This window comes from Pseudomonas sp. 02C 26, assembly GCF_002843585.1.
GTDB lineage: Bacteria > Pseudomonadota > Gammaproteobacteria > Pseudomonadales > Pseudomonadaceae > Aquipseudomonas > Aquipseudomonas shirazensis.
In genome coordinates, this window is the sequence record NZ_CP025262.1 from 3,976,943 (window position 1) to 3,995,000 (window position 18,058).

Genomic DNA, 18,058 nt, shown 5'->3' on the forward strand with positions numbered 1-18,058 from the left:
CGCCTTCGCCGTCCTCTTCAGCCCAGCACTGCCCGCGGCAGCTAGCCTTCGCGCGCAGGCTCGAAACCGTTTGGCCTGACCGGCCTCGCCTACCCCCGCCACTGCCGCTGGCCGCTTGCACGCGCCTGGCATACGGAAAGCTTTACCCTCAGGGAGCACAACAATAATGAAAATCCGCCAACATCTTCCCCTCGCGCTGTTCAGCGCAACCGCCCTCGGTGCATTGCCGCAGGTGAGCTTTGCCGCAGGTTTCATGGAGGACGCCAAGGCCACGCTGGGCCTGCGCAACTTCTACATCAACCGCAACTTCGTCGACCCGGCCAACCCGCAGAGCAAGGCCGAGGAATGGACCCAGAGCTTTATCCTCGATGCGCGCTCGGGCTTCACCGAGGGGCCGATTGGCTTTGGTGTGGATGTGCTGGGGATGTGGTCGGTCAAGCTCGATGGCGGTGGCGGTACCTACGGCACCGGGCTGCTGCCGCGGCATGATGATGGCCGGCCGGCAGATGACTATGGCCGCCTTGCAGTGGCGGGCAAGGCGCGGATCTCCAAGACTGAGTTGAAGATCGGCGAGTGGATGCCGGTGCTGCCGATCCTGCGCTCGGACGACGGCCGTTCGCTGCCGCAGACGTTCCGCGGCGGTCAGGTGACGTCCAACGAGATCGCCGGGCTGACCCTGTACGGCGGTCAGTTCCGGGGCAACAGCCCGCGTAACGACGCGAGCATGGACGACATGATCTACGGCGGCGCTGCCTCGGACCGCTTCAACTTCGTTGGTGGTGAGTACAAGTTCAACCAGGACCGCACCTTGTTCGGGCTGTGGAACGCGGTACTCAAGGACGTCTATCAGCAGCAATACCTGCAGGTCAGCCACAGCCAGCCGGTCGGCAGCTGGACTCTGGGCGCCAACCTCGGTTACTTCCAGGGTGATGACGACGGCGCCAAGCGCGCGGGCGAGCTGGACAACAAGACCTACTCAGGGATGTTCTCGGCCAAGGTCGGCGGCAACACCTTCTATGTCGGCCTGCAGAAGGTCAGCGGCGATACCTGGATGCGGGTCAACGGCACCAGTGGCGGCACCCTGGCCAACGATAGCTACAACGCCAGCTTCGATAACGCCAACGAGCGTTCGTGGCAGGCGCGGCATGACTTCAACTTCACCACTGTCGGCGTCCCTGGGCTGACCCTGATGAACCGCTACATCAGTGGCCGCGAGGTGCACAGTGGAGCGGTTACCGATGGCAAGGAGTGGGTGCGTGAGTCGGAGCTGGCCTATGTGATCCAGAGCGGTACGTTCAAGGACTTGAGCATCAAGTGGCGCAACTCGACCATTCGCCGCGACTTCAGCAGCAACGAGTTCGACGAGAACCGTTTGATCTTCAACTATCCGTTGTCTCTGCTGTAACAGCGGTTATGGGGTGTCAGTGCTGGCCTCTTCGCGGGTGAACCCGCTCCCACAGGGGTCGCTGGGAGCCTGGGGCAGTGACAAAAACAGACATGGCAAGCATTGACAACCTTGCGAATCACTACCGATAATCCAGCACAGTCATACGACAACCTACAACAACTCAAAACAAACGAGCTTGCCATGACTATCACACCGTTCAAGCGCCTGCTGCTCACCGGAGCCGCAGGCGGCCTCGGCCAAGTGCTTCGCGAGCGCCTCAAGGGTTACGCCGACGTACTGCGCCTCTCCGACATCGCAGCAATGGCGCCCGCCACCAGTGCTCGGGAAGAAATTGTCGAATGCGACCTGGCCGATAAGGCCGCCGTGCACCAGTTGGTCGAAGGCGTCGATGCCATCTGCCACTTTGGCGGTGTTTCGGTCGAGCGGCCTTTCGAAGAAATCCTCGGCCCAAATATCTGCGGCGTGTTCCACCTCTACGAGGCGGCGCGCAAGCATGGGGTCAAGCGGATCATCTTCGCCAGCTCCAACCACACCATTGGCTTCTACCAGCAGGACCAGCAGATCGACGCCCACGCCCTGCGCCGCCCGGACGGCTACTACGGGTTGTCCAAGTGCTACGGCGAGGACGTTGCCAGCTTCTATTTCGATCGCTACGGCATCGAGACCGTCAGCATCCGCATCGGCTCGTCGTTCCCCGAGCCGCAGAACCGGCGGATGCTCAGCACCTGGCTGAGCTATGACGACCTGACCCAACTGATCGAGCGCGGCCTGTTCACCGAGAAAGTCGGCCACACCGTGGTCTACGGCGCCTCGGCCAACCGTGACGTGTGGTGGGACAACCGCCATGCCGCGCACCTGGGCTACCAGCCGAAGGACTCCTCCGAGGTGTTCCGCGCCAAGGTCGAAGCGCAACCAGCGCCAGCCGCCGATGACCCGGCGATGGTGTATCAAGGTGGCGCGTTTGTCGCTGCCGGGCCATTCGACTGATTCACCACGCGCAAGGAGGCTGTCTACCGTGAACTACGAACTGATCGTGGATGCGCGCAATGCCACCGGCGAAAGCCCGGTGTGGGATGTTGCCGAGCAGGCGCTGTACTGGGTCGATATCCCTGCCGGCCAGCTGCACCGCTGGACGGCCGCAGATGGCGCTCATCAAAGCTGGCAAGCGCCGCAGATGCTCGCCTGCATCGCCCGCTCGGCCAACGGCAGCTGGATTGCCGGGATGGAGGATGGCGTTTATGCGCTGACTGCCAATGCCCAGGGCAAGCTCGACAGCCGCCTGCTGAGCGCGGTTGAACATGGCGCCGAAGGCATGCGCTTCAATGATGGCCGCTGCGACCGCCAAGGCCGTTTCTGGGCCGGCAGCATGCTGATGAACATGCAGCAGGCGGCGCCGCTGGGTGCCCTGTATCGGTACGACGGCGAGGGCCGGCCGCTGCACCTGCAGCTGGACCAGATGATTGTGCCCAACGGCCTGGCGTTCAGCCCGGACGGTACGCGCATGTACCTGTCCGACTCCCACCCCGACGTGCAGCGCATCTGGCAGTTCGACTACGACATCGACACCGGCACCCCGCACAACCAGCGCCTGTTCGTTGATATGCGCGGCTTCCCGGGACGGCCTGACGGCGCTGCCGTGGATGCCGACGGCTGCTACTGGATCTGCGGCAACGATGCAGGCCAGGTGCACCGCTTCACTCCCGATGGACGACTGGACCGCTCACTCAATGTGCCGGTGAAAAAGCCGGCGATGTGCGCCTTTGGCGGGCGCAACCTGGACACCTTGTTCGTGACCTCGATCCGCCCCGGCGGCGACCTGCACGATCAGCCGCTAGCCGGTGGCGTGTTCGCCCTGGACGCGGGCGTGCAGGGCCTGCCAGAAACAGCCTGGCGCGGCTGAACCGAATCCCGCTGCACCCGTGCGATACCCAAATAATAACAACACTGGAGCGTCACCATGGTCTTCAAACGCAAGCTGCTTCTGGCCGTACTCCCGTTGGCGATCAGCCTCTCCGGCACCGCCTCGGCGCTGGATATCAAGTTCGCCGAGATCCATCCGGCCGGCTACCCGACCGTAGTTGCCGAGCAGAACATGGGTAAAAAACTCGAAGCCGCCAGCAATGGCGAGATCACCTTCAAGATGTTCGCCGGTGGCGTGCTCGGCTCGGAGAAGGAAGTCATCGAACAGGCGCAGATCGGCGCGGTGCAGATGACCCGGGTCAGCCTCGGTATCGTCGGCCCGGTGGTGCCGGATGTAAACGTGTTCAACATGCCGTTCGTGTTCCGCGATCACGAGCACATGCGCAAGATCATCGATGGCGAGATCGGCCAGGAGATCCTCGACAAGATCACCAATTCCGAATTCAACCTGGTCGCCCTGGCCTGGATGGATGGCGGCGCGCGCAGCATCTACACGAAAAAACCAGTGCGCAAGATCGAAGACCTCAAGGGCATGAAGATCCGTGTGCAGGGTAACCCGCTGTTCATCGACATGATGAACGCGATGGGCGGCAACGGCATTGCCATGGACACCGGCGAGATCTTCAGCGCCTTGCAGACCGGGGTGATCGACGGCGCGGAAAACAATCCGCCGACCCTGCTCGAGCACAACCATTACCAGAGCGCCAAGTACTTCACCCTGACCGGTCACCTGATCCTGCCTGAGCCAGTGGTAATGTCCAAGACCACCTGGGAAAAGCTCACCCCTGAGCAGCAGACCCTGGTGAAGAAAGTCGCCCGTGAAGCGCAGATGGAAGAGCGTGCGTTGTGGGACGCCAAGTCGGCCGCCAGTGAAGAGAAGCTCAAGGCTGCCGGGGTGGAGTTCATCGTGGTCGACAAGAAGCCGTTCTTCGACGCCACTGCGCCAGTGCGGGAAAAGTACGGCGCGCAATACGCCGATCTGATGAAGCGTATCGCCGAAGTCCAGTGACCTGCGGCTCCCTCCCCAGCTAGATGCGGCTGCACGGCTACGTGCAGCCTCGGTGGTGCTTTATGAAAACACTTGTGTTGCGTGTCAACGATACCTTGTACAGCGGTTGCATCTGGGTGGCGGGGCTGTCGATCCTGACCATGACGCTGATCATTCCTTGGGGCATTTTCGCCCGTTACGTGCTCGGCAGCGGCTCGAGCTGGCCGGAGCCGGTGGCGATCCTGCTGATGGTGGTGTTCGCCTTCATCGGCGCGGCCGCCAGCTATCGGGCCGGTGCGCACATGGCGGTGACCACGGTTACCGACCGCCTGCCACCGGCACGCCGCAAGGCTGCAGCACTGCTGGTGCAGGTGTTGATGCTGCTGGTCTGCGCGTTCATGACCTTCTATGGCATCAAGCTGTGCGTGACTACCTGGAACCAGTTTCTCGCCACCCTGCCGTCGATTCGTGTGGGCATGACCTACGCGCCGATCCCGGTCGGCGGGGCGATCACCCTGCTGTTCGTGCTGGAAAAACTCTTCTATGGCGATCAGAGCCATCGCCAGGTGATGCGCTTCGATGTCGTCGAAGAAAGCGAAGGAGCTGCATAAATGGATGCGTTCATTTTGTTGGGCAGCTTCATCGCCCTGATCCTGCTGGGCATGCCGGTGGCGTATGCGTTGGGCCTGGCCGCTCTGGTCGGGGCCTGGTGGATAGATATTCCACTGCAGGCAATGATGATTCAGGTTGCCAGCGGGGTTAACAAGTTCTCGCTGCTGGCGATTCCGTTCTTCGTGCTGGCCGGCGCAATCATGGCCGAGGGTGGCATGTCGCGGCGGCTGGTGGCGTTTGCCGGGGTGCTGGTGGGGTTTGTCCGTGGCGGCCTGTCGCTGGTCAATATCACCGCCTCGACCTTCTTTGGCGCGATCTCCGGTTCGTCGGTGGCCGACACCGCATCGGTCGGTTCGGTGCTGATCCCGGAGATGGAGCGCAAGGGCTATCCGCGTGAGTTTTCCACGGCGGTGACCATCAGTGGCTCGGTGCAGGCACTGCTGACTCCGCCCAGCCACAACTCGGTGCTGTACTCGCTGGCGGCCGGCGGCACGGTATCGATTGCCTCGCTGTTCATGGCCGGGGTCATGCCAGGGCTGTTGATGAGCGCGGTGTTGATGGGCCTGTGCCTGATCTTCGCCAAGCGCCGCAACTACCCCAAGGGTGAGGTGATCCCGCTGCGCCAGGCGCTGAAAATCGCCGGTGAAGCGCTGTGGGGCCTGATGGCGATGGTGATCATCCTCGGCGGCATTCTGTCCGGGGTGTTCACCGCGACCGAGTCGGCGGCGATTGCCGTGGTCTGGTCGTTCTTCGTGACCATGTTCATCTACCGCGATTACAAGTGGCGCGACCTGCCGAAGTTGATGCACCGCACGGTGCGGACCATCTCGATCGTGATGATCCTGATCGGCTTTGCCGCAAGCTTTGGCTACGTGATGACGCTGATGCAGATCCCGTCGAAGATCACCACGCTGTTCCTGACCCTGTCGGACAACCGTTACGTGATCCTCATGTGCATCAACTTCATGCTGCTGCTGTTGGGCACGGTGATGGACATGGCGCCGTTGATTCTGATCCTGACGCCGATCTTGCTGCCGGTGATCACTGGCATCGGCGTCGACCCAGTGCATTTCGGCATGATCATGCTGGTCAATCTGGGCATTGGTTTGATCACGCCGCCGGTGGGCGCGGTGCTGTTCGTTGGCTCGGCCATCGGCAAGGTCAGCATCGAGGCGACGGTCAAGGCACTGCTGCCGTTCTATGTGGCACTGTTCCTGGTGCTGATGGCAGTGACCTACATCCCGGCTATCTCGCTGTGGCTGCCGAGCGTGGTGCTGTAACTGTGACAGGCGGGCCTGCGGGCCCGCCCTCCCCCTGCAAATGGATTTGTGCACATGGCTGTCGCCTCCTCTTCGAATACCTCACTCTTCCCGCGCAAGCTGGCGGTGGCGCTGTTAGCGCTGCTGGCTTGTGCCTTTGCCGGCAACCACATCGCCGCGCGGATCGCCTTTGATAACGACACCGGCGTGCTGCTGGCGATTCTGTGTCGCTCGGGCATCACCCTGCTGGCGTTGGCGGCGCTGGTGCTGTGGCAGCGCCAGTCGCTAGGCCTGCCCGCAGGTTCGCGACGCTGGCAACTGCTGCTGGGCCTGCTGATTGCTACCCAGAGCCTGTGCCTGTACTCGGCGGTGGCGCGGATCCCGGTGGCGCTGGCGCTGCTGGTCGGCAACACCTTCCCGATTCTGTTGGCGCTGCTCAGCTGGGCCCTCGGCGGGCCGCGACCGACGCGGCGCACCGTGCTGCTGATGGGGCTGATTCTGCTCGGTCTGGTGCTGGCGCTGGATGTGCCGTCACGCCTGGCCGACAGCGCTGAGGCCAACCCGGACTGGACCCTCGGCGTGAGCCTCGCCTTCTGCGCTGCCTGTGTGTTTGCCTGCGCGTTGTGGATCACCGATCACAAGCTGGCCGGCGTACGCGGACCGGTGCGTAGCTTGCTGACCCTGATGATCGTGTTCGCCAGCATGCTGGTGGCCGGGGTCGGCGGCTGGGTGCCGGCGGGCTTGTCGCTGCCCAGCAGCAGCGCCGGCTGGATCGCTCTGGCCAGCCTGGTGGTGCTGTATGGCGTGGCGTTTACTCTGCTGTTCGTCTGCGTGCCGCGGTTGAACATGGCGCAGAACGCGCCGGTAATGAATATCGAGCCGATTGCCACGCTGTTGCTGGCCTGGGCCTTGCTCGATCAACGCCTGAGCGGCATGCAGTTGATCGGTGGCGCGGTGGTGGTCTGCGGGATTGTGCTGCTGACCTATCGGCGCTCGGCCTGATCACCGTGTTTGCACCTGGAGCTTGCTGAATGGCTTTATTCGAACTGGATCTTGAAGACCGTCTGACACGCCTGAGCCTGGCCCCGGAGCTGGGCGCCAGCCTGGTCAACTGGCAGGTCAAGGACAGTGGCCAGGCGTTGCTGCGCCACAGTGATCAAGCGGCGTTGGACAGCGCTACGCCAAGGCGCCTGGGTTGTTATCCGCTGGTGCCGTGGTCCAACCGCATCGACAGCGGTGGCTTTGCCCGCCCTGATGGCTGGCTGGCATTGGCCGCGAACACCGAGCACTCGCCCTACGCGATCCATGGCAGTGCCTGGCAGCAACCTTGGGTGGTGACTCATCAAGGCACTGATCATGCTTGCCTGACGCTGGACAGCGAGCTGCCTTTTGCCTATCGGGCGGTAATGCATGTCAGCCTCGACGAGGGCTGCCTGAGCCTGGATCTGCAGGTTACGCATCTGGATGAATTGCCCTGCTGGCATGGGCTTGGGCTACACCCGTACTTGCCTCGCCATGCTGATACCTTGCTGCTGGCACCGGCCCGTCAGGTATGGGTAGGCGATGAGGGTTGTTTGCCATCGCGTCAGGTTGAAATCCCGCCCGAATGGCGCTTCGGGCAGTTGAGTGAGCTGCCAACGACAGTTGTCGATCACGCCTTCAGCGGCTGGCAGGGCGAGTGCACGATTGTCCAGCCGGCAGCCGGCTATCAATTACGCTGCAGCGCCAGCGGAGCCGACCATTACCTGTTGTTCTGTCCGCAGGACCAGCCGTTCTTCTGCTTCGAGCCGGTCAGCCATCCGATCAATGCGCACCATTTGCCTGGGCGCCCAGGCTTGCGCCTCCTGCACAAAGGCGAGCACGTTAGCCTGGGTTTCAGAATGCAGTATCAAGCGCTCAATTGAGGTAGTGGTGCGCGCGAAGGTTACTCGCCAGCCGGTCGATGAACGCCCGCACCTTGGTCGAGCCGTATTTGCTTTCGCGGTGCAGCACATGGATCGGCCACGGCGCTTGCTCGTAATCCTCGAGCACCACCTGCAAGCGCCCCGCCGCCAGCTCCGCTGCCACTTGATACGACAGCAGCCGCGCGATGCCCAGACCTGCCGTGGCGGCGACGATTGCCGCGTCGTTGCTGGTCACCGTCAGCCGGGGCTTGATCCGCACCTGCACAGGCGCCTGCTCAGGGCCAAACGTCCAGTCCAATCGCGGTGACACGCCGCTGGCTGCGATCATCGTATGCTCGGCCAGCTCGGCGGGATGCTGCGGTTTGCCGTGGCGCTGTAGATACTCAGGCGAAGCGCACAACAACCGGCGCACCTGGCCGACGCGCACAGCCTTCAGCCCCGAATCGGGTAATGGCCCGATGCGCACGGCAACGTCCATGCCCTCCTCCACCAGATTGACCACCCGATCGAGAAAGTAGGCAGACACGTCCACCTCAGGGTAAGCCTGCAAGTAGTCAACGATGCACGGCATGACAAAGGCTTTACCGAACAGCAGTGGCGCGGTCACCGACAGATTGCCTTTGGGTGCGGCGTTGATCCCGGCCGCCGCCTCGTTGGCCTCGTGGATACTGGCGAGGATATTGCGACTGTCTTCCAGGTAGCGGCTGCCGGCCTCGGTCAGGCGCACATTGCGCGTGGTGCGCTGCAGCAGCTTGACCCCGAGCGCCTCTTCCAGGGCACTGACCGCCCGCGTCACTGCCGCCGGCGACAGGCCGAGCTTGCGCGCCGCTGCGGCAAAGCTTTCCAGCTCACCCACCGCAATCAGCACCTTCATCAGATGGATCTGATCCATGCCCCGCCCCCGTATCAATCCTGCTGCGATTATTCCCGGGGCGGGCGGCTGATCACAAGGGCGCATCGATCAAAGATCCAGCACCAGCGGCTGGCCGCCGTCATCTGCCGGTACAGCGCAGCAGATCAGCACGCTGCCGCTCTCGGGCAGCTCGGCGGGCGGCTGCGGGTAATGCACCTGGCCGCTGACAATGCGCGTCTTGCAGGTGCCGCAGGAACCGCCACGGCAGCTGAACTCAGGCGTCAGCCCGCGGCGCTCGGCCAGTTCCAACAGGCTGCCGGAGCCAGGCGTCCAGCGCGCCTGCTTGGCCGAGCCGGCAAAATGCACCGGTACCGGCTGATTGGCTGCAGGTGGCTGCTGCAGCGCAGGCTGAGCACCGTCGCCGTGACGAGTCAGCGTCGACGGGCCAAAGGCCTCGGCATGGATGCGCGCGTCCGTCACGCTCAACCGGCGCAGGCCGTCATAAATATCCTGGGTGAAGCTGGCCGGGCCGCAAACGTAGAAGTCGTAGTCATCCAGCGCCAGGCGCGCTTTGATCTGCTCGATGCCCAGCCGACCGGCCATCTCGAAGTCCTGGCCAAGTACCGCTTGAGCTTCGGGCTGGCTGAGCGCTCGGTACAGGTGCAGGCGATCGCCGGCCTGCTGTTGCAATGCACTCAGTTCCTGGCCAAATGGCAGCTCGGCCAGGCTACGGGCGCCCTGGAACAGATAGATCGACCGCCTTGCACTGAGCGCCAGCTGCTCGCGCAGCATCGCCAGCAGCGGTGTAATGCCGACCCCTGCTGCGATCAGCACCAATGGTCGCTCGCTACTGCTGTCGAGCTTGAAGCTGCCCATCGGTTGGCGCACGTGCAGCACATCGCCGACGCCCACCTGCTCATGTAGGTAGCGCGAAGCTGCGCCCTGCTGCTTGACGCTGATGCGCAGGTAGCCGTCCGAGGGCGCGCTGGACAGGCTGTAGGTGCGGATCACGGTGGATTGCGCATCAAGCGGCAAGCGCAGTGGGATGTGCTGCCCAGGCGCGAAGGTTATTGCTGAGCCGTCTGCGGGTTGCAAATAGAACGAGCGGATATCACGACTCTCCTGCTCGACCCTGCTCACCCGCCAGCCGAGCCAGTCCTGCTGGCGCTGAGCCTGTTGCAGGCGTTGCTGCGCTTCAGCCCAGGTGCCAGTGGCCAGGCTGGTTGGCGCATAGGCCTCGAAGTCCCAGCGCAGCGACACTGCCGCGGGGCGTCGTACTACCTGCTCGACCTCAAGTACCCACAGCCGCTCGGCGCCTTCGAATGCCTCGGTCAGCGGGCTGTCCAGCAGCAACTCGGTGCGCCCTGACAGCTGCAGTACGTCGCCACTGACATAATCCACGAACAGCAAGCCGGCGCGTGGATTGACCAGTAGATTGCCCAGGGTATTGAAGTGCAGGTTGCCAGCGTAGTCCGGGATGGTCAGGCGATTGCCCTCGACCTTGACGAAGCCGGCCCGCCCGCCACGGTGGGAAACATCCACCGAACGCCGACCGTCGGCATGCTCGACATAGCTGGCGACGAACAAGGTGTCGGCGGCTTCGATCAGCGCTGTGGCCCATGCGTCCAGCGAGGTCGCGTCCTCGCGGGGCTGCGCGGCCCCTTCGACACGCCGATAGTTGCGCAGCTGGATATATTGTGGGCAATTGCCGAAGGCGTGCTCGACCTGCACGTCAATTTGACCAGCTAGCGCCGTTTCAATCACGCCATTGATACGGTTGCGCCGACGCGTGTGCAGCTCGATGCCGAGCATGCCAACCGCCTGCCCGGCGGCCAGCCCAGCGGCGGCTGGATCATCCTTGGCAAGCTTGGCGGCCAGGCGCAGCTGACGCGGATCAGGCGAACTGACAAAGCCGTCCGCTCCTTCGATCAAGGTCGCCCAGGGCCGGCCCTGAGGGTCAACGCTGGCGGCAATCATGAACGGCAGTTGCTGGTAGAACTGGCGGTGCTGGTCGGGCATGTAGTCACGAATGACCTTCTGCCCGAACACTGCCATCCTCTCGGCGACGCCGGCCTTTTCTTGCAGGGCTCTCTCGCCGGCGTGCCAGGGCGAGCTCGGCTCATTGGATTGCGTGTGCATGACGGCGTCCCTCGGAGGGCGTGGGCCAGATCAGTCGGCGCTGTGCAGGCCGACGGCAGTGCGCGGCATGGCGACAAAGCCGGGCAGCGCTTCGATGCGGGCCAGCCAGGCGCGGACGTTGCCGTACGGCTCCAGCGACACATTGCCCTCGGGGGCGTGGGCGATGTAGGAATAGTTGGCGACGTCGGCGATGGTCGGGCTGGTGCCGGTCAGGAAGGGTTGGGTGGCCAACTCCTGGTCGATCACGGCGAGCAGGTTGTGCGCGCGGCCGATCACTTCCTCCGCATTGAAGGAAGCGCCGAAGACGGTAATCAACCGCGCCGCAGCGGGGCCAAAGGCCAAGGGGCCGGCGGCAACCGACAGCCAGCGCTGCACCTTCGCCGCGGCCGGAGGTTGCTCAGGCAGCCAGTTACCCTGATCGTAGGTCTTGGCCAGGTACACGAGGATGGCGTTGGAGTCGGCGATGACCGTGCCGTTGTCGTCGATCACCGGGACCTGGCCGAACGGGTTGATGGCGAGAAACGCGGGCTGCTTGTGCTCGCCCTTGGCCAGGTCGACGAAGATCAGTTCAGTCGGCAGGCCGAGCAACGACAGCATCAGCTCGATGCGGTGGGCATGGCCGGACTTGGGGAAGTTGTAGAGCTTGATAGGGGCTGGCATGGTCCTGACTCCGTGGTGGGTGGATGACGCAGACAATCCTGCGCCCATCCGCCAGCCAATAGAATCAGTGCCCGTGACAATCCATAATTTCGCCGGGCGAAATAATCGTTCAGTTGATCACGGGCCTGCCGCACACCTTGGGCATTAGTGGCGATGTTGCCTCTGGTAGCGATACAAGCCACGCGCGGCGTCGATCACCAGTGGCACGCAGGCCTGAAGTTCATCGAAACTCATCGAGTCGAGCAGTTCGAAGTTGTCTTCCAGGCCATGCAAGGAAATGGCCTTGAGCAAGGCGTCCTGCTCTGGGGGCAGCTCGCCCCACTGCGCGACTTGCGTGCCGCGCATGTAGCCGAAGCACCACTCTTCCAGAATGATCGCTACGCCCTCTTCGCCTTCACTCTCTTCGAACAACGGCTCGAAGTCATCCAGCTGTTCGGCCAACTCCGCGGCCACGTCGTTGCAATAGCGCAACATCAGCGCGGTGTAGGCTTCTTCATGGGCTGGACGCTTGAACTTCGGCACCTTGCCGCCGCTGACTGCCGGCAACCACTGCTCAGGGTTGACCTTGACCGGAGAACTGGCCAGTGCGGTGAAAAAGCCATTGAGCTCGGCCAGGTTCAGCACCGAGAAATCGTTGCCGTATGTGATCAGCAAATCTTCGAGGCGGGCGAGTTCTTTTTCTTCAAGACGGGGCAGCATGGTTCGGTGGATTCCTGCACTACGGGATATGCAGGCACCCTAGCATAGCTAGCCGGCTTTGGTGGCAGGTTGCGGCATGTGCCGCAGGCTGATCAGGACCACTGCGCAGTGGAAGAAGGGCATATGCACCTTCTTCCACGTGTCAGCGCTGTTTACTGATAAGCGTGGATTTGACCCAGCCCTTACACCGCCAGCGCGCGCTCACGCAGCTCGCTGTTGAGGATGCGGTCGTTCTCGCTGTAGTCGACCGGGCAGTCGATCACGTGCACGCCTGGGGTCTTGATGCAGTGCTCAAGCAGCGGCAGGAAGCCTTCGGCGCTTTCTACGCGGTGGCCATTGGCACCATAGGCTTCGGCGTATTTCACGAAGTCGGGGTTGCCGTAGTCCAGGCCGTAGTCGGTGAAGCCCATGTTGGCCTGCTTCCAGCGGATCATGCCGTAGCCGTCGTCACGCAGGATCACCACGGTGATGTGCATGCCCAGGCGTACCGCGGTTTCCAGTTCCTGGCTGTTCATCATGAAGCCGCCGTCGCCGCACACGGAAATCACCGGGCGGTCCGGGTAGACCAGGTGCGAGGCCATCGCCGATGGCAGGCCGGCACCCATGGTTGCCAGGGCGTTGTCGAGCAAGACGGTGTTGGGCTTATGCGCCTTGTAGTTGCGGGCAAACCAGATCTTGTAGATGCCGTTGTCGAGGGCAACGATGCCTTCGGACGGCAGCGCGCGGCGGATGTCGGCGACCAGGCGCTGCGGGTATACCGGGAAGCGGTCGTCGTCGGCGCCTTCGGCGATCTGGGCTTCGTTGGCCTCGCGAATGGTCAGCAGACGGGTGAAGTCCCAGTGGCTGGTATCGGTCAAGGCTTCGCCGATCTGCCAGACGGCGTTGGCGATGTCACCGATCACTTCAATCTGCGGGAAGTACACCGCATCGACTTCGGCAGAGCGGAAGTTGATGTGGATGACCTCGGTGCCGCCACGGACCATGAAGAACGGTGGCTTCTCAATGACGTCGTGGCCGATGTTGATGATCAGGTCGGCGGCTTCGACGGCGCGATGGACAAAGTCTCCCGACGACAGCGCGGCGTTGCCGAGGAAGCGTGGGTGGCGCTCGTCGACCACACCTTTGCCCATCTGAGTGGTGATGAAAGGAATGCCGGTCTTGTCGATCAGTTGCTTGAGGACCTTGGCGGTCATCTTGCGGTTGGCACCGGCGCCGATCACCAGGATCGGGCTGCGCGCGTTCTGCAGCTTCTCGACAGCAGCTTCAACGGCCTTGTGCTCGGCCAGCGGACGGCGGCTCAGGCTTGGCGGGATCGGCATGCTGTCGGTTTGCTCGGCAGCGATGTCTTCAGGCAGCTCGAGGTGCACAGCGCCGGGCTTTTCTTCTTCCGCCAGACGGAAGGCTTCGCGCATGCGTGCTGGGATGTTGTCGGCCGAGGCGAACTGGTGGGTGTACTTGGTGATGGGTGCCATCATGCCGCACACATCGATGATCTGGAAGCGACCCTGCTTGGACTTCTTGATCGGCTTTTGGCCGGTGATCATCATCATCGGCATACCGCCCAGGTAGGCGTAGGCACTGGCTGTCACCAGGTTGGTCGCGCCTGGGCCGAGGGTCGACAGGCTAACGCCGGTCTTGCCGGTCAGACGGCCATAGGTGGCGGCCATGAAGCCTGCGGATTGCTCGTGGCGAGTCAGTACCAGCTTGATCTTCGACTTGCGCAGGGATTCGAGCAGGTCGAGGTTTTCCTCACCAGGGATGCCGAATACATACTCGACACCTTCGTTTTCCAGGCATTGCACAACGACATCGGCGGCCTTAGCCATCTTGCTTGTTACCTCAAATAATTGGACGCCGGGACGTCCAGGACGGTCAGCACATGGGTGCTGAAAGAGTCTTTGCACAGGCGCAAGGTGCCCGTGGGTTAAGTCTTGACGTTGAGGATGCAGGGGAAAGTCACGTCATCAAAGTGCAATATTGTCGCACCTTCGAGGTGGGGGATGTCGAGGGGTTTGGCAGGGAGGTAGATTTCGGTGCCAGATGCAGCCGCAGATTTCCGGATCGCGGAAAAGACAAAACCCCTACCTGCTCGCGCAGATAGGGGTTTTGCGAAATGAATCTTGACGATGACCTACTCTCACATGGGGAGACCCCACACTACCATCGGCGATGCATCGTTTCACTACTGAGTTCGGGATGGGATCAGGTGGTTCCAATGCTCTATTGTCGTCAAGAAATTCTGTAGCCAGAACGTCCAGATGAACGGCCCAGCAAATTCGGATATGTGATGTTTGTGTACGAATCTTCAGCGTTTCGTCTTCACCACCGCAACCTGCATGAGCAAATTGCTTGGGTGTTATATGGTCAAGCCTCACGGGCAATTAGTATTGGTTAGCTCAACGCCTCACAGCGCTTACACACCCAACCTATCAACGTCGTAGTCTTCGACGGCCCTTCAGGGGATTCTAGATCCCAGTGAGATCTCATCTTGAGGCAAGTTTCCCGCTTAGATGCTTTCAGCGGTTATCTCTTCCGAACATAGCTACCCGGCAATGCCACTGGCGTGACAACCGGAACACCAGAGGTTCGTCCACTCCGGTCCTCTCGTACTAGGAGCAGCCCCTCTCAAATCTCAAACGTCCACGGCAGATAGGGACCGAACTGTCTCACGACGTTCTAAACCCAGCTCGCGTACCACTTTAAATGGCGAACAGCCATACCCTTGGGACCGGCTTCAGCCCCAGGATGTGATGAGCCGACATCGAGGTGCCAAACACCGCCGTCGATATGAACTCTTGGGCGGTATCAGCCTGTTATCCCCGGAGTACCTTTTATCCGTTGAGCGATGGCCCTTCCATACAGAACCACCGGATCACTAAGACCTACTTTCGTACCTGCTCGACGTGTGGGTCTCGCAGTCAAGCGCGCTTTTGCCTTTATACTCTACGACCGATTTCCGACCGGTCTGAGCGCACCTTCGTACTCCTCCGTTACTCTTTGGGAGGAGACCGCCCCAGTCAAACTACCCACCATACACTGTCCTCGATCCGGATAACGGACCTGAGTTAGAACCTCAAAGTTGCCAGGGTGGTATTTCAAGGATGGCTCCATGAGAACTGGCGTCCCCACTTCAAAGCCTCCCACCTATCCTACACAAGCAAATTCAAAGTCCAGTGCAAAGCTATAGTAAAGGTTCACGGGGTCTTTCCGTCTAGCCGCGGATACACTGCATCTTCACAGCGATTTCAATTTCACTGAGTCTCGGGTGGAGACAGCGCCGCCATCGTTACGCCATTCGTGCAGGTCGGAACTTACCCGACAAGGAATTTCGCTACCTTAGGACCGTTATAGTTACGGCCGCCGTTTACCGGGGCTTCGATCAAGAGCTTCGCTTGCGCTAACCCCATCAATTAACCTTCCGGCACCGGGCAGGCGTCACACCCTATACGTCCACTTTCGTGTTTGCAGAGTGCTGTGTTTTTAATAAACAGTCGCAGCGGCCTGGTATCTTCGACCGGCAAAAGCTTACGGGGTAAACCCTTCACCTTCGCCGGCGCACCTTCTCCCGAAGTTACGGTGCCATTTTGCCTAGTTCCTTCACCCGAGTTCTCTCAAGCGCCTTGGTATTCTCTACCTAACCACCTGTGTCGGTTTGGGGTACGGTTCCCGATTGTCTGAAGCTTAGGAGCTTTTCTTGGAAGCATGGCATCAACCACTTCGTCGCCTAAAGGCAACTCGTCATCAGCTCTCGGCCTTGGGATCCCGGATTTGCCTAAGATCCCAGCCTACCACCTTAAACTTGGACTACCAACGCCAAGCTGGCCTAGCCTTCTCCGTCCCTCCATCGCAACAATCGGAAGTACAGGAATATTAACCTGTTTTCCATCGACTACGCTTTTCAGCCTCGCCTTAGGGACCGACTAACCCTGCGTCGATTAACGTTGCGCAGGAAACCTTGGTCTTTCGGCGTGCAAGTTTTTCACTCGCATTGTCGTTACTCATGTCAGCATTCGCACTTCTGATACCTCCAGCAAGCTTCTCAACTCACCTTCACAGGCTTACAGAACGCTCCTCTACCGCATCACCAAAAGGTGATACCCGTAGCTTCGGTGCATGGTTTGAGCCCCGTTACATCTTCCGCGCAGGCCGACTCGACTAGTGAGCTATTACGCTTTCTTTAAAGGGTGGCTGCTTCTAAGCCAACCTCCTAGCTGTCTAAGCCTTCCCACATCGTTTCCCACTTAACCATGACTTTGGGACCTTAGCTGACGGTCTGGGTTGTTTCCCTTTTCACGACGGACGTTAGCACCCGCCGTGTGTCTCCCATGCTCGGCACTTGTAGGTATTCGGAGTTTGCATCGGTTTGGTAAGTCGGGATGACCCCCTAGCCGAAACAGTGCTCTACCCCCTACAGTGATACATGAGGCGCTACCTAAATAGCTTTCGAGGAGAACCAGCTATCTCCGAGCTTGATTAGCCTTTCACTCCGATCCACAGGTCATCCGCTAACTTTTCAACGGTAGTCGGTTCGGTCCTCCAGTTAGTGTTACCCAACCTTCAACCTGCCCATGGATAGATCGCCCGGTTTCGGGTCTATACCCAGCGACTAAACGCCCTATTAAGACTCGCTTTCGCTACGCCTCCCCTATTCGGTTAAGCTCGCCACTGAATATAAGTCGCTGACCCATTATACAAAAGGTACGCAGTCACCTAACAAAGTAGGCTCCCACTGCTTGTACGCATACGGTTTCAGGATCTATTTCACTCCCCTCTCCGGGGTTCTTTTCGCCTTTCCCTCACGGTACTGGTTCACTATCGGTCAGTCAGTAGTATTTAGCCTTGGAGGATGGTCCCCCCATGTTCAGACAAAGTTTCTCGTGCTCCGTCCTACTCGATTTCATTGATAAGAGATTTTCGTGTACGGGGCTATCACCCACTACGGCCACACTTTCCAGAGTGTTCCACTAATCTCAAACCAACTTAAGGGCTGGTCCCCGTTCGCTCGCCACTACTAAGGGAATCTCGGTTGATTTCTTTTCCTCAGGGTACTTAGATGTTTCAGTTCCCCTGGTTCGCCTCTTGCACCTATGTATTCAGTACAAGATACTCAGCTTATGCTGAGTGGGTTCCCCCATTCAGAGATCTCTGGATCACAGTCTGTTTGCCGACTCCCCAAAGCTTATCGCAGGCTACCACGTCTTTCATCGCCTCTGACTGCCAAGGCATCCACCGTATGCGCTTCTTCACTTGACCATATAACCCCAAGCAATCTGGTTATACTGTGAAGACGACATTCGCCGAAAATTCGTACTGCCCTTTCGAGCATTCACAAATTTTACCTTAGCCTGATCACACACCAGTGAAAGTGCATGTCAGTCTATTTCTATCACATATCCGAATTTTTAAAGAACGATCTGACAAAAGTCAGAAATCAACATTCATCAACGAATGTTCATTTCTAAGTTCTGACAAGCTGTGAAGCGTGAAGCAAAATGGTGGAGCCAAGCGGGATCGAACCGCTGACCTCCTGCGTGCAAGGCAGGCGCTCTCCCAGCTGAGCTATGGCCCCGTGTATCTGCAATGGTAGGTCTGGGCAGATTTGAACTGCCGACCTCA

Annotated in this window: 13 protein-coding genes, 2 tRNA genes and 2 rRNA genes (1 of these 17 only partly in view); 8 read left to right on the forward strand and 9 right to left on the reverse strand. The window is 60.6% G+C overall.

What is annotated here, in order from left to right:
- Window positions 1–166 precede the first annotated feature (166 nt).
- From CXQ80_RS18145 to CXQ80_RS18180, 8 genes are all read left to right on the forward strand, one after another.
- Window positions 167–1,405 carry an OprD family porin gene (locus CXQ80_RS18145; RefSeq protein ID WP_101321774.1) on the forward strand — a complete coding sequence of 413 codons (1,239 nt, stop codon included), beginning with the start codon at window positions 167–169 and terminating at the stop codon, window positions 1,403–1,405.
- 183 nt (window positions 1,406–1,588) lie between these two features.
- Window positions 1,589–2,395: an NAD(P)-dependent oxidoreductase gene (locus CXQ80_RS18150; RefSeq protein WP_101321775.1), complete on the forward strand. Its 807-nt coding sequence runs from the start codon at window positions 1,589–1,591 to the stop codon at window positions 2,393–2,395.
- Window positions 2,396–2,423: 28 nt separating this feature from the next.
- The gene (locus CXQ80_RS18155; protein ID WP_101321776.1) at window positions 2,424–3,308 is read left to right on the forward strand and encodes an SMP-30/gluconolactonase/LRE family protein; all 885 of its coding nucleotides are present in this window, start codon (window positions 2,424–2,426) and stop codon (window positions 3,306–3,308) included.
- Between the two features lie 57 nt (window positions 3,309–3,365).
- Window positions 3,366–4,337 (forward strand): TRAP transporter substrate-binding protein, encoded by a 972-nt coding sequence (locus tag CXQ80_RS18160; protein WP_101321777.1) that lies wholly within the window; start codon window positions 3,366–3,368, stop codon window positions 4,335–4,337.
- 62 nt (window positions 4,338–4,399) lie between these two features.
- Window positions 4,400–4,927, forward strand: a complete 528-nt coding sequence (locus tag CXQ80_RS18165; RefSeq protein WP_101321778.1) for a TRAP transporter small permease — start codon at window positions 4,400–4,402, stop codon at window positions 4,925–4,927.
- The gene (locus CXQ80_RS18170) at window positions 4,928–6,208 is read left to right on the forward strand and encodes a TRAP transporter large permease (RefSeq protein WP_101321779.1); all 1,281 of its coding nucleotides are present in this window, start codon (window positions 4,928–4,930) and stop codon (window positions 6,206–6,208) included. It abuts the gene before it with no gap.
- A gap of 54 nt (window positions 6,209–6,262) precedes the next feature.
- Window positions 6,263–7,189: an EamA family transporter gene (locus CXQ80_RS18175; RefSeq protein WP_101321780.1), complete on the forward strand. Its 927-nt coding sequence runs from the start codon at window positions 6,263–6,265 to the stop codon at window positions 7,187–7,189.
- 29 nt (window positions 7,190–7,218) lie between these two features.
- Complete coding sequence (locus CXQ80_RS18180) at window positions 7,219–8,091, forward strand: aldose 1-epimerase (RefSeq protein ID WP_101321781.1); 873 nt, start codon at window positions 7,219–7,221, stop codon at window positions 8,089–8,091.
- Here the strand turns inward: CXQ80_RS18180 and CXQ80_RS18185 are convergent.
- The 9 genes from CXQ80_RS18185 to CXQ80_RS18225 form a co-directional block, all read right to left on the reverse strand.
- Window positions 8,084–8,983 (reverse strand): LysR family transcriptional regulator, encoded by a 900-nt coding sequence (locus CXQ80_RS18185; protein WP_101321782.1) that lies wholly within the window; start codon window positions 8,981–8,983, stop codon window positions 8,084–8,086. The genes CXQ80_RS18180 and CXQ80_RS18185 overlap by 8 nt on opposite strands.
- A gap of 69 nt (window positions 8,984–9,052) precedes the next feature.
- Entirely contained in the window at window positions 9,053–11,083 is a 2,031-nt protein-coding gene (locus CXQ80_RS18190; protein WP_101321783.1) for a pyridoxamine 5'-phosphate oxidase family protein, read from the reverse strand.
- A 30-nt stretch (window positions 11,084–11,113) separates the two neighbouring features.
- The gene (locus CXQ80_RS18195) at window positions 11,114–11,743 is read right to left on the reverse strand and encodes a glutathione S-transferase family protein (RefSeq protein WP_101321784.1); all 630 of its coding nucleotides are present in this window, start codon (window positions 11,741–11,743) and stop codon (window positions 11,114–11,116) included.
- A 144-nt stretch (window positions 11,744–11,887) separates the two neighbouring features.
- Complete coding sequence (locus CXQ80_RS18200; RefSeq protein WP_101321785.1) at window positions 11,888–12,442, reverse strand: UPF0149 family protein; 555 nt, start codon at window positions 12,440–12,442, stop codon at window positions 11,888–11,890.
- A gap of 182 nt (window positions 12,443–12,624) precedes the next feature.
- Window positions 12,625–14,268, reverse strand: a complete 1,644-nt coding sequence (locus tag CXQ80_RS18205) for an acetolactate synthase large subunit (RefSeq protein ID WP_101321786.1) — start codon at window positions 14,266–14,268, stop codon at window positions 12,625–12,627.
- A 292-nt stretch (window positions 14,269–14,560) separates the two neighbouring features.
- A 5S ribosomal RNA gene (rrf, locus tag CXQ80_RS18210) occupies window positions 14,561–14,676 on the reverse strand.
- A gap of 126 nt (window positions 14,677–14,802) precedes the next feature.
- Window positions 14,803–17,695, reverse strand: a 23S ribosomal RNA gene (locus CXQ80_RS18215).
- A gap of 240 nt (window positions 17,696–17,935) precedes the next feature.
- Window positions 17,936–18,011 (reverse strand) — tRNA-Ala (locus tag CXQ80_RS18220).
- Between the two features lie 12 nt (window positions 18,012–18,023).
- Window positions 18,024–18,058: transfer RNA gene (locus CXQ80_RS18225), tRNA-Ile, on the reverse strand (it continues 42 nt past the right edge of the window).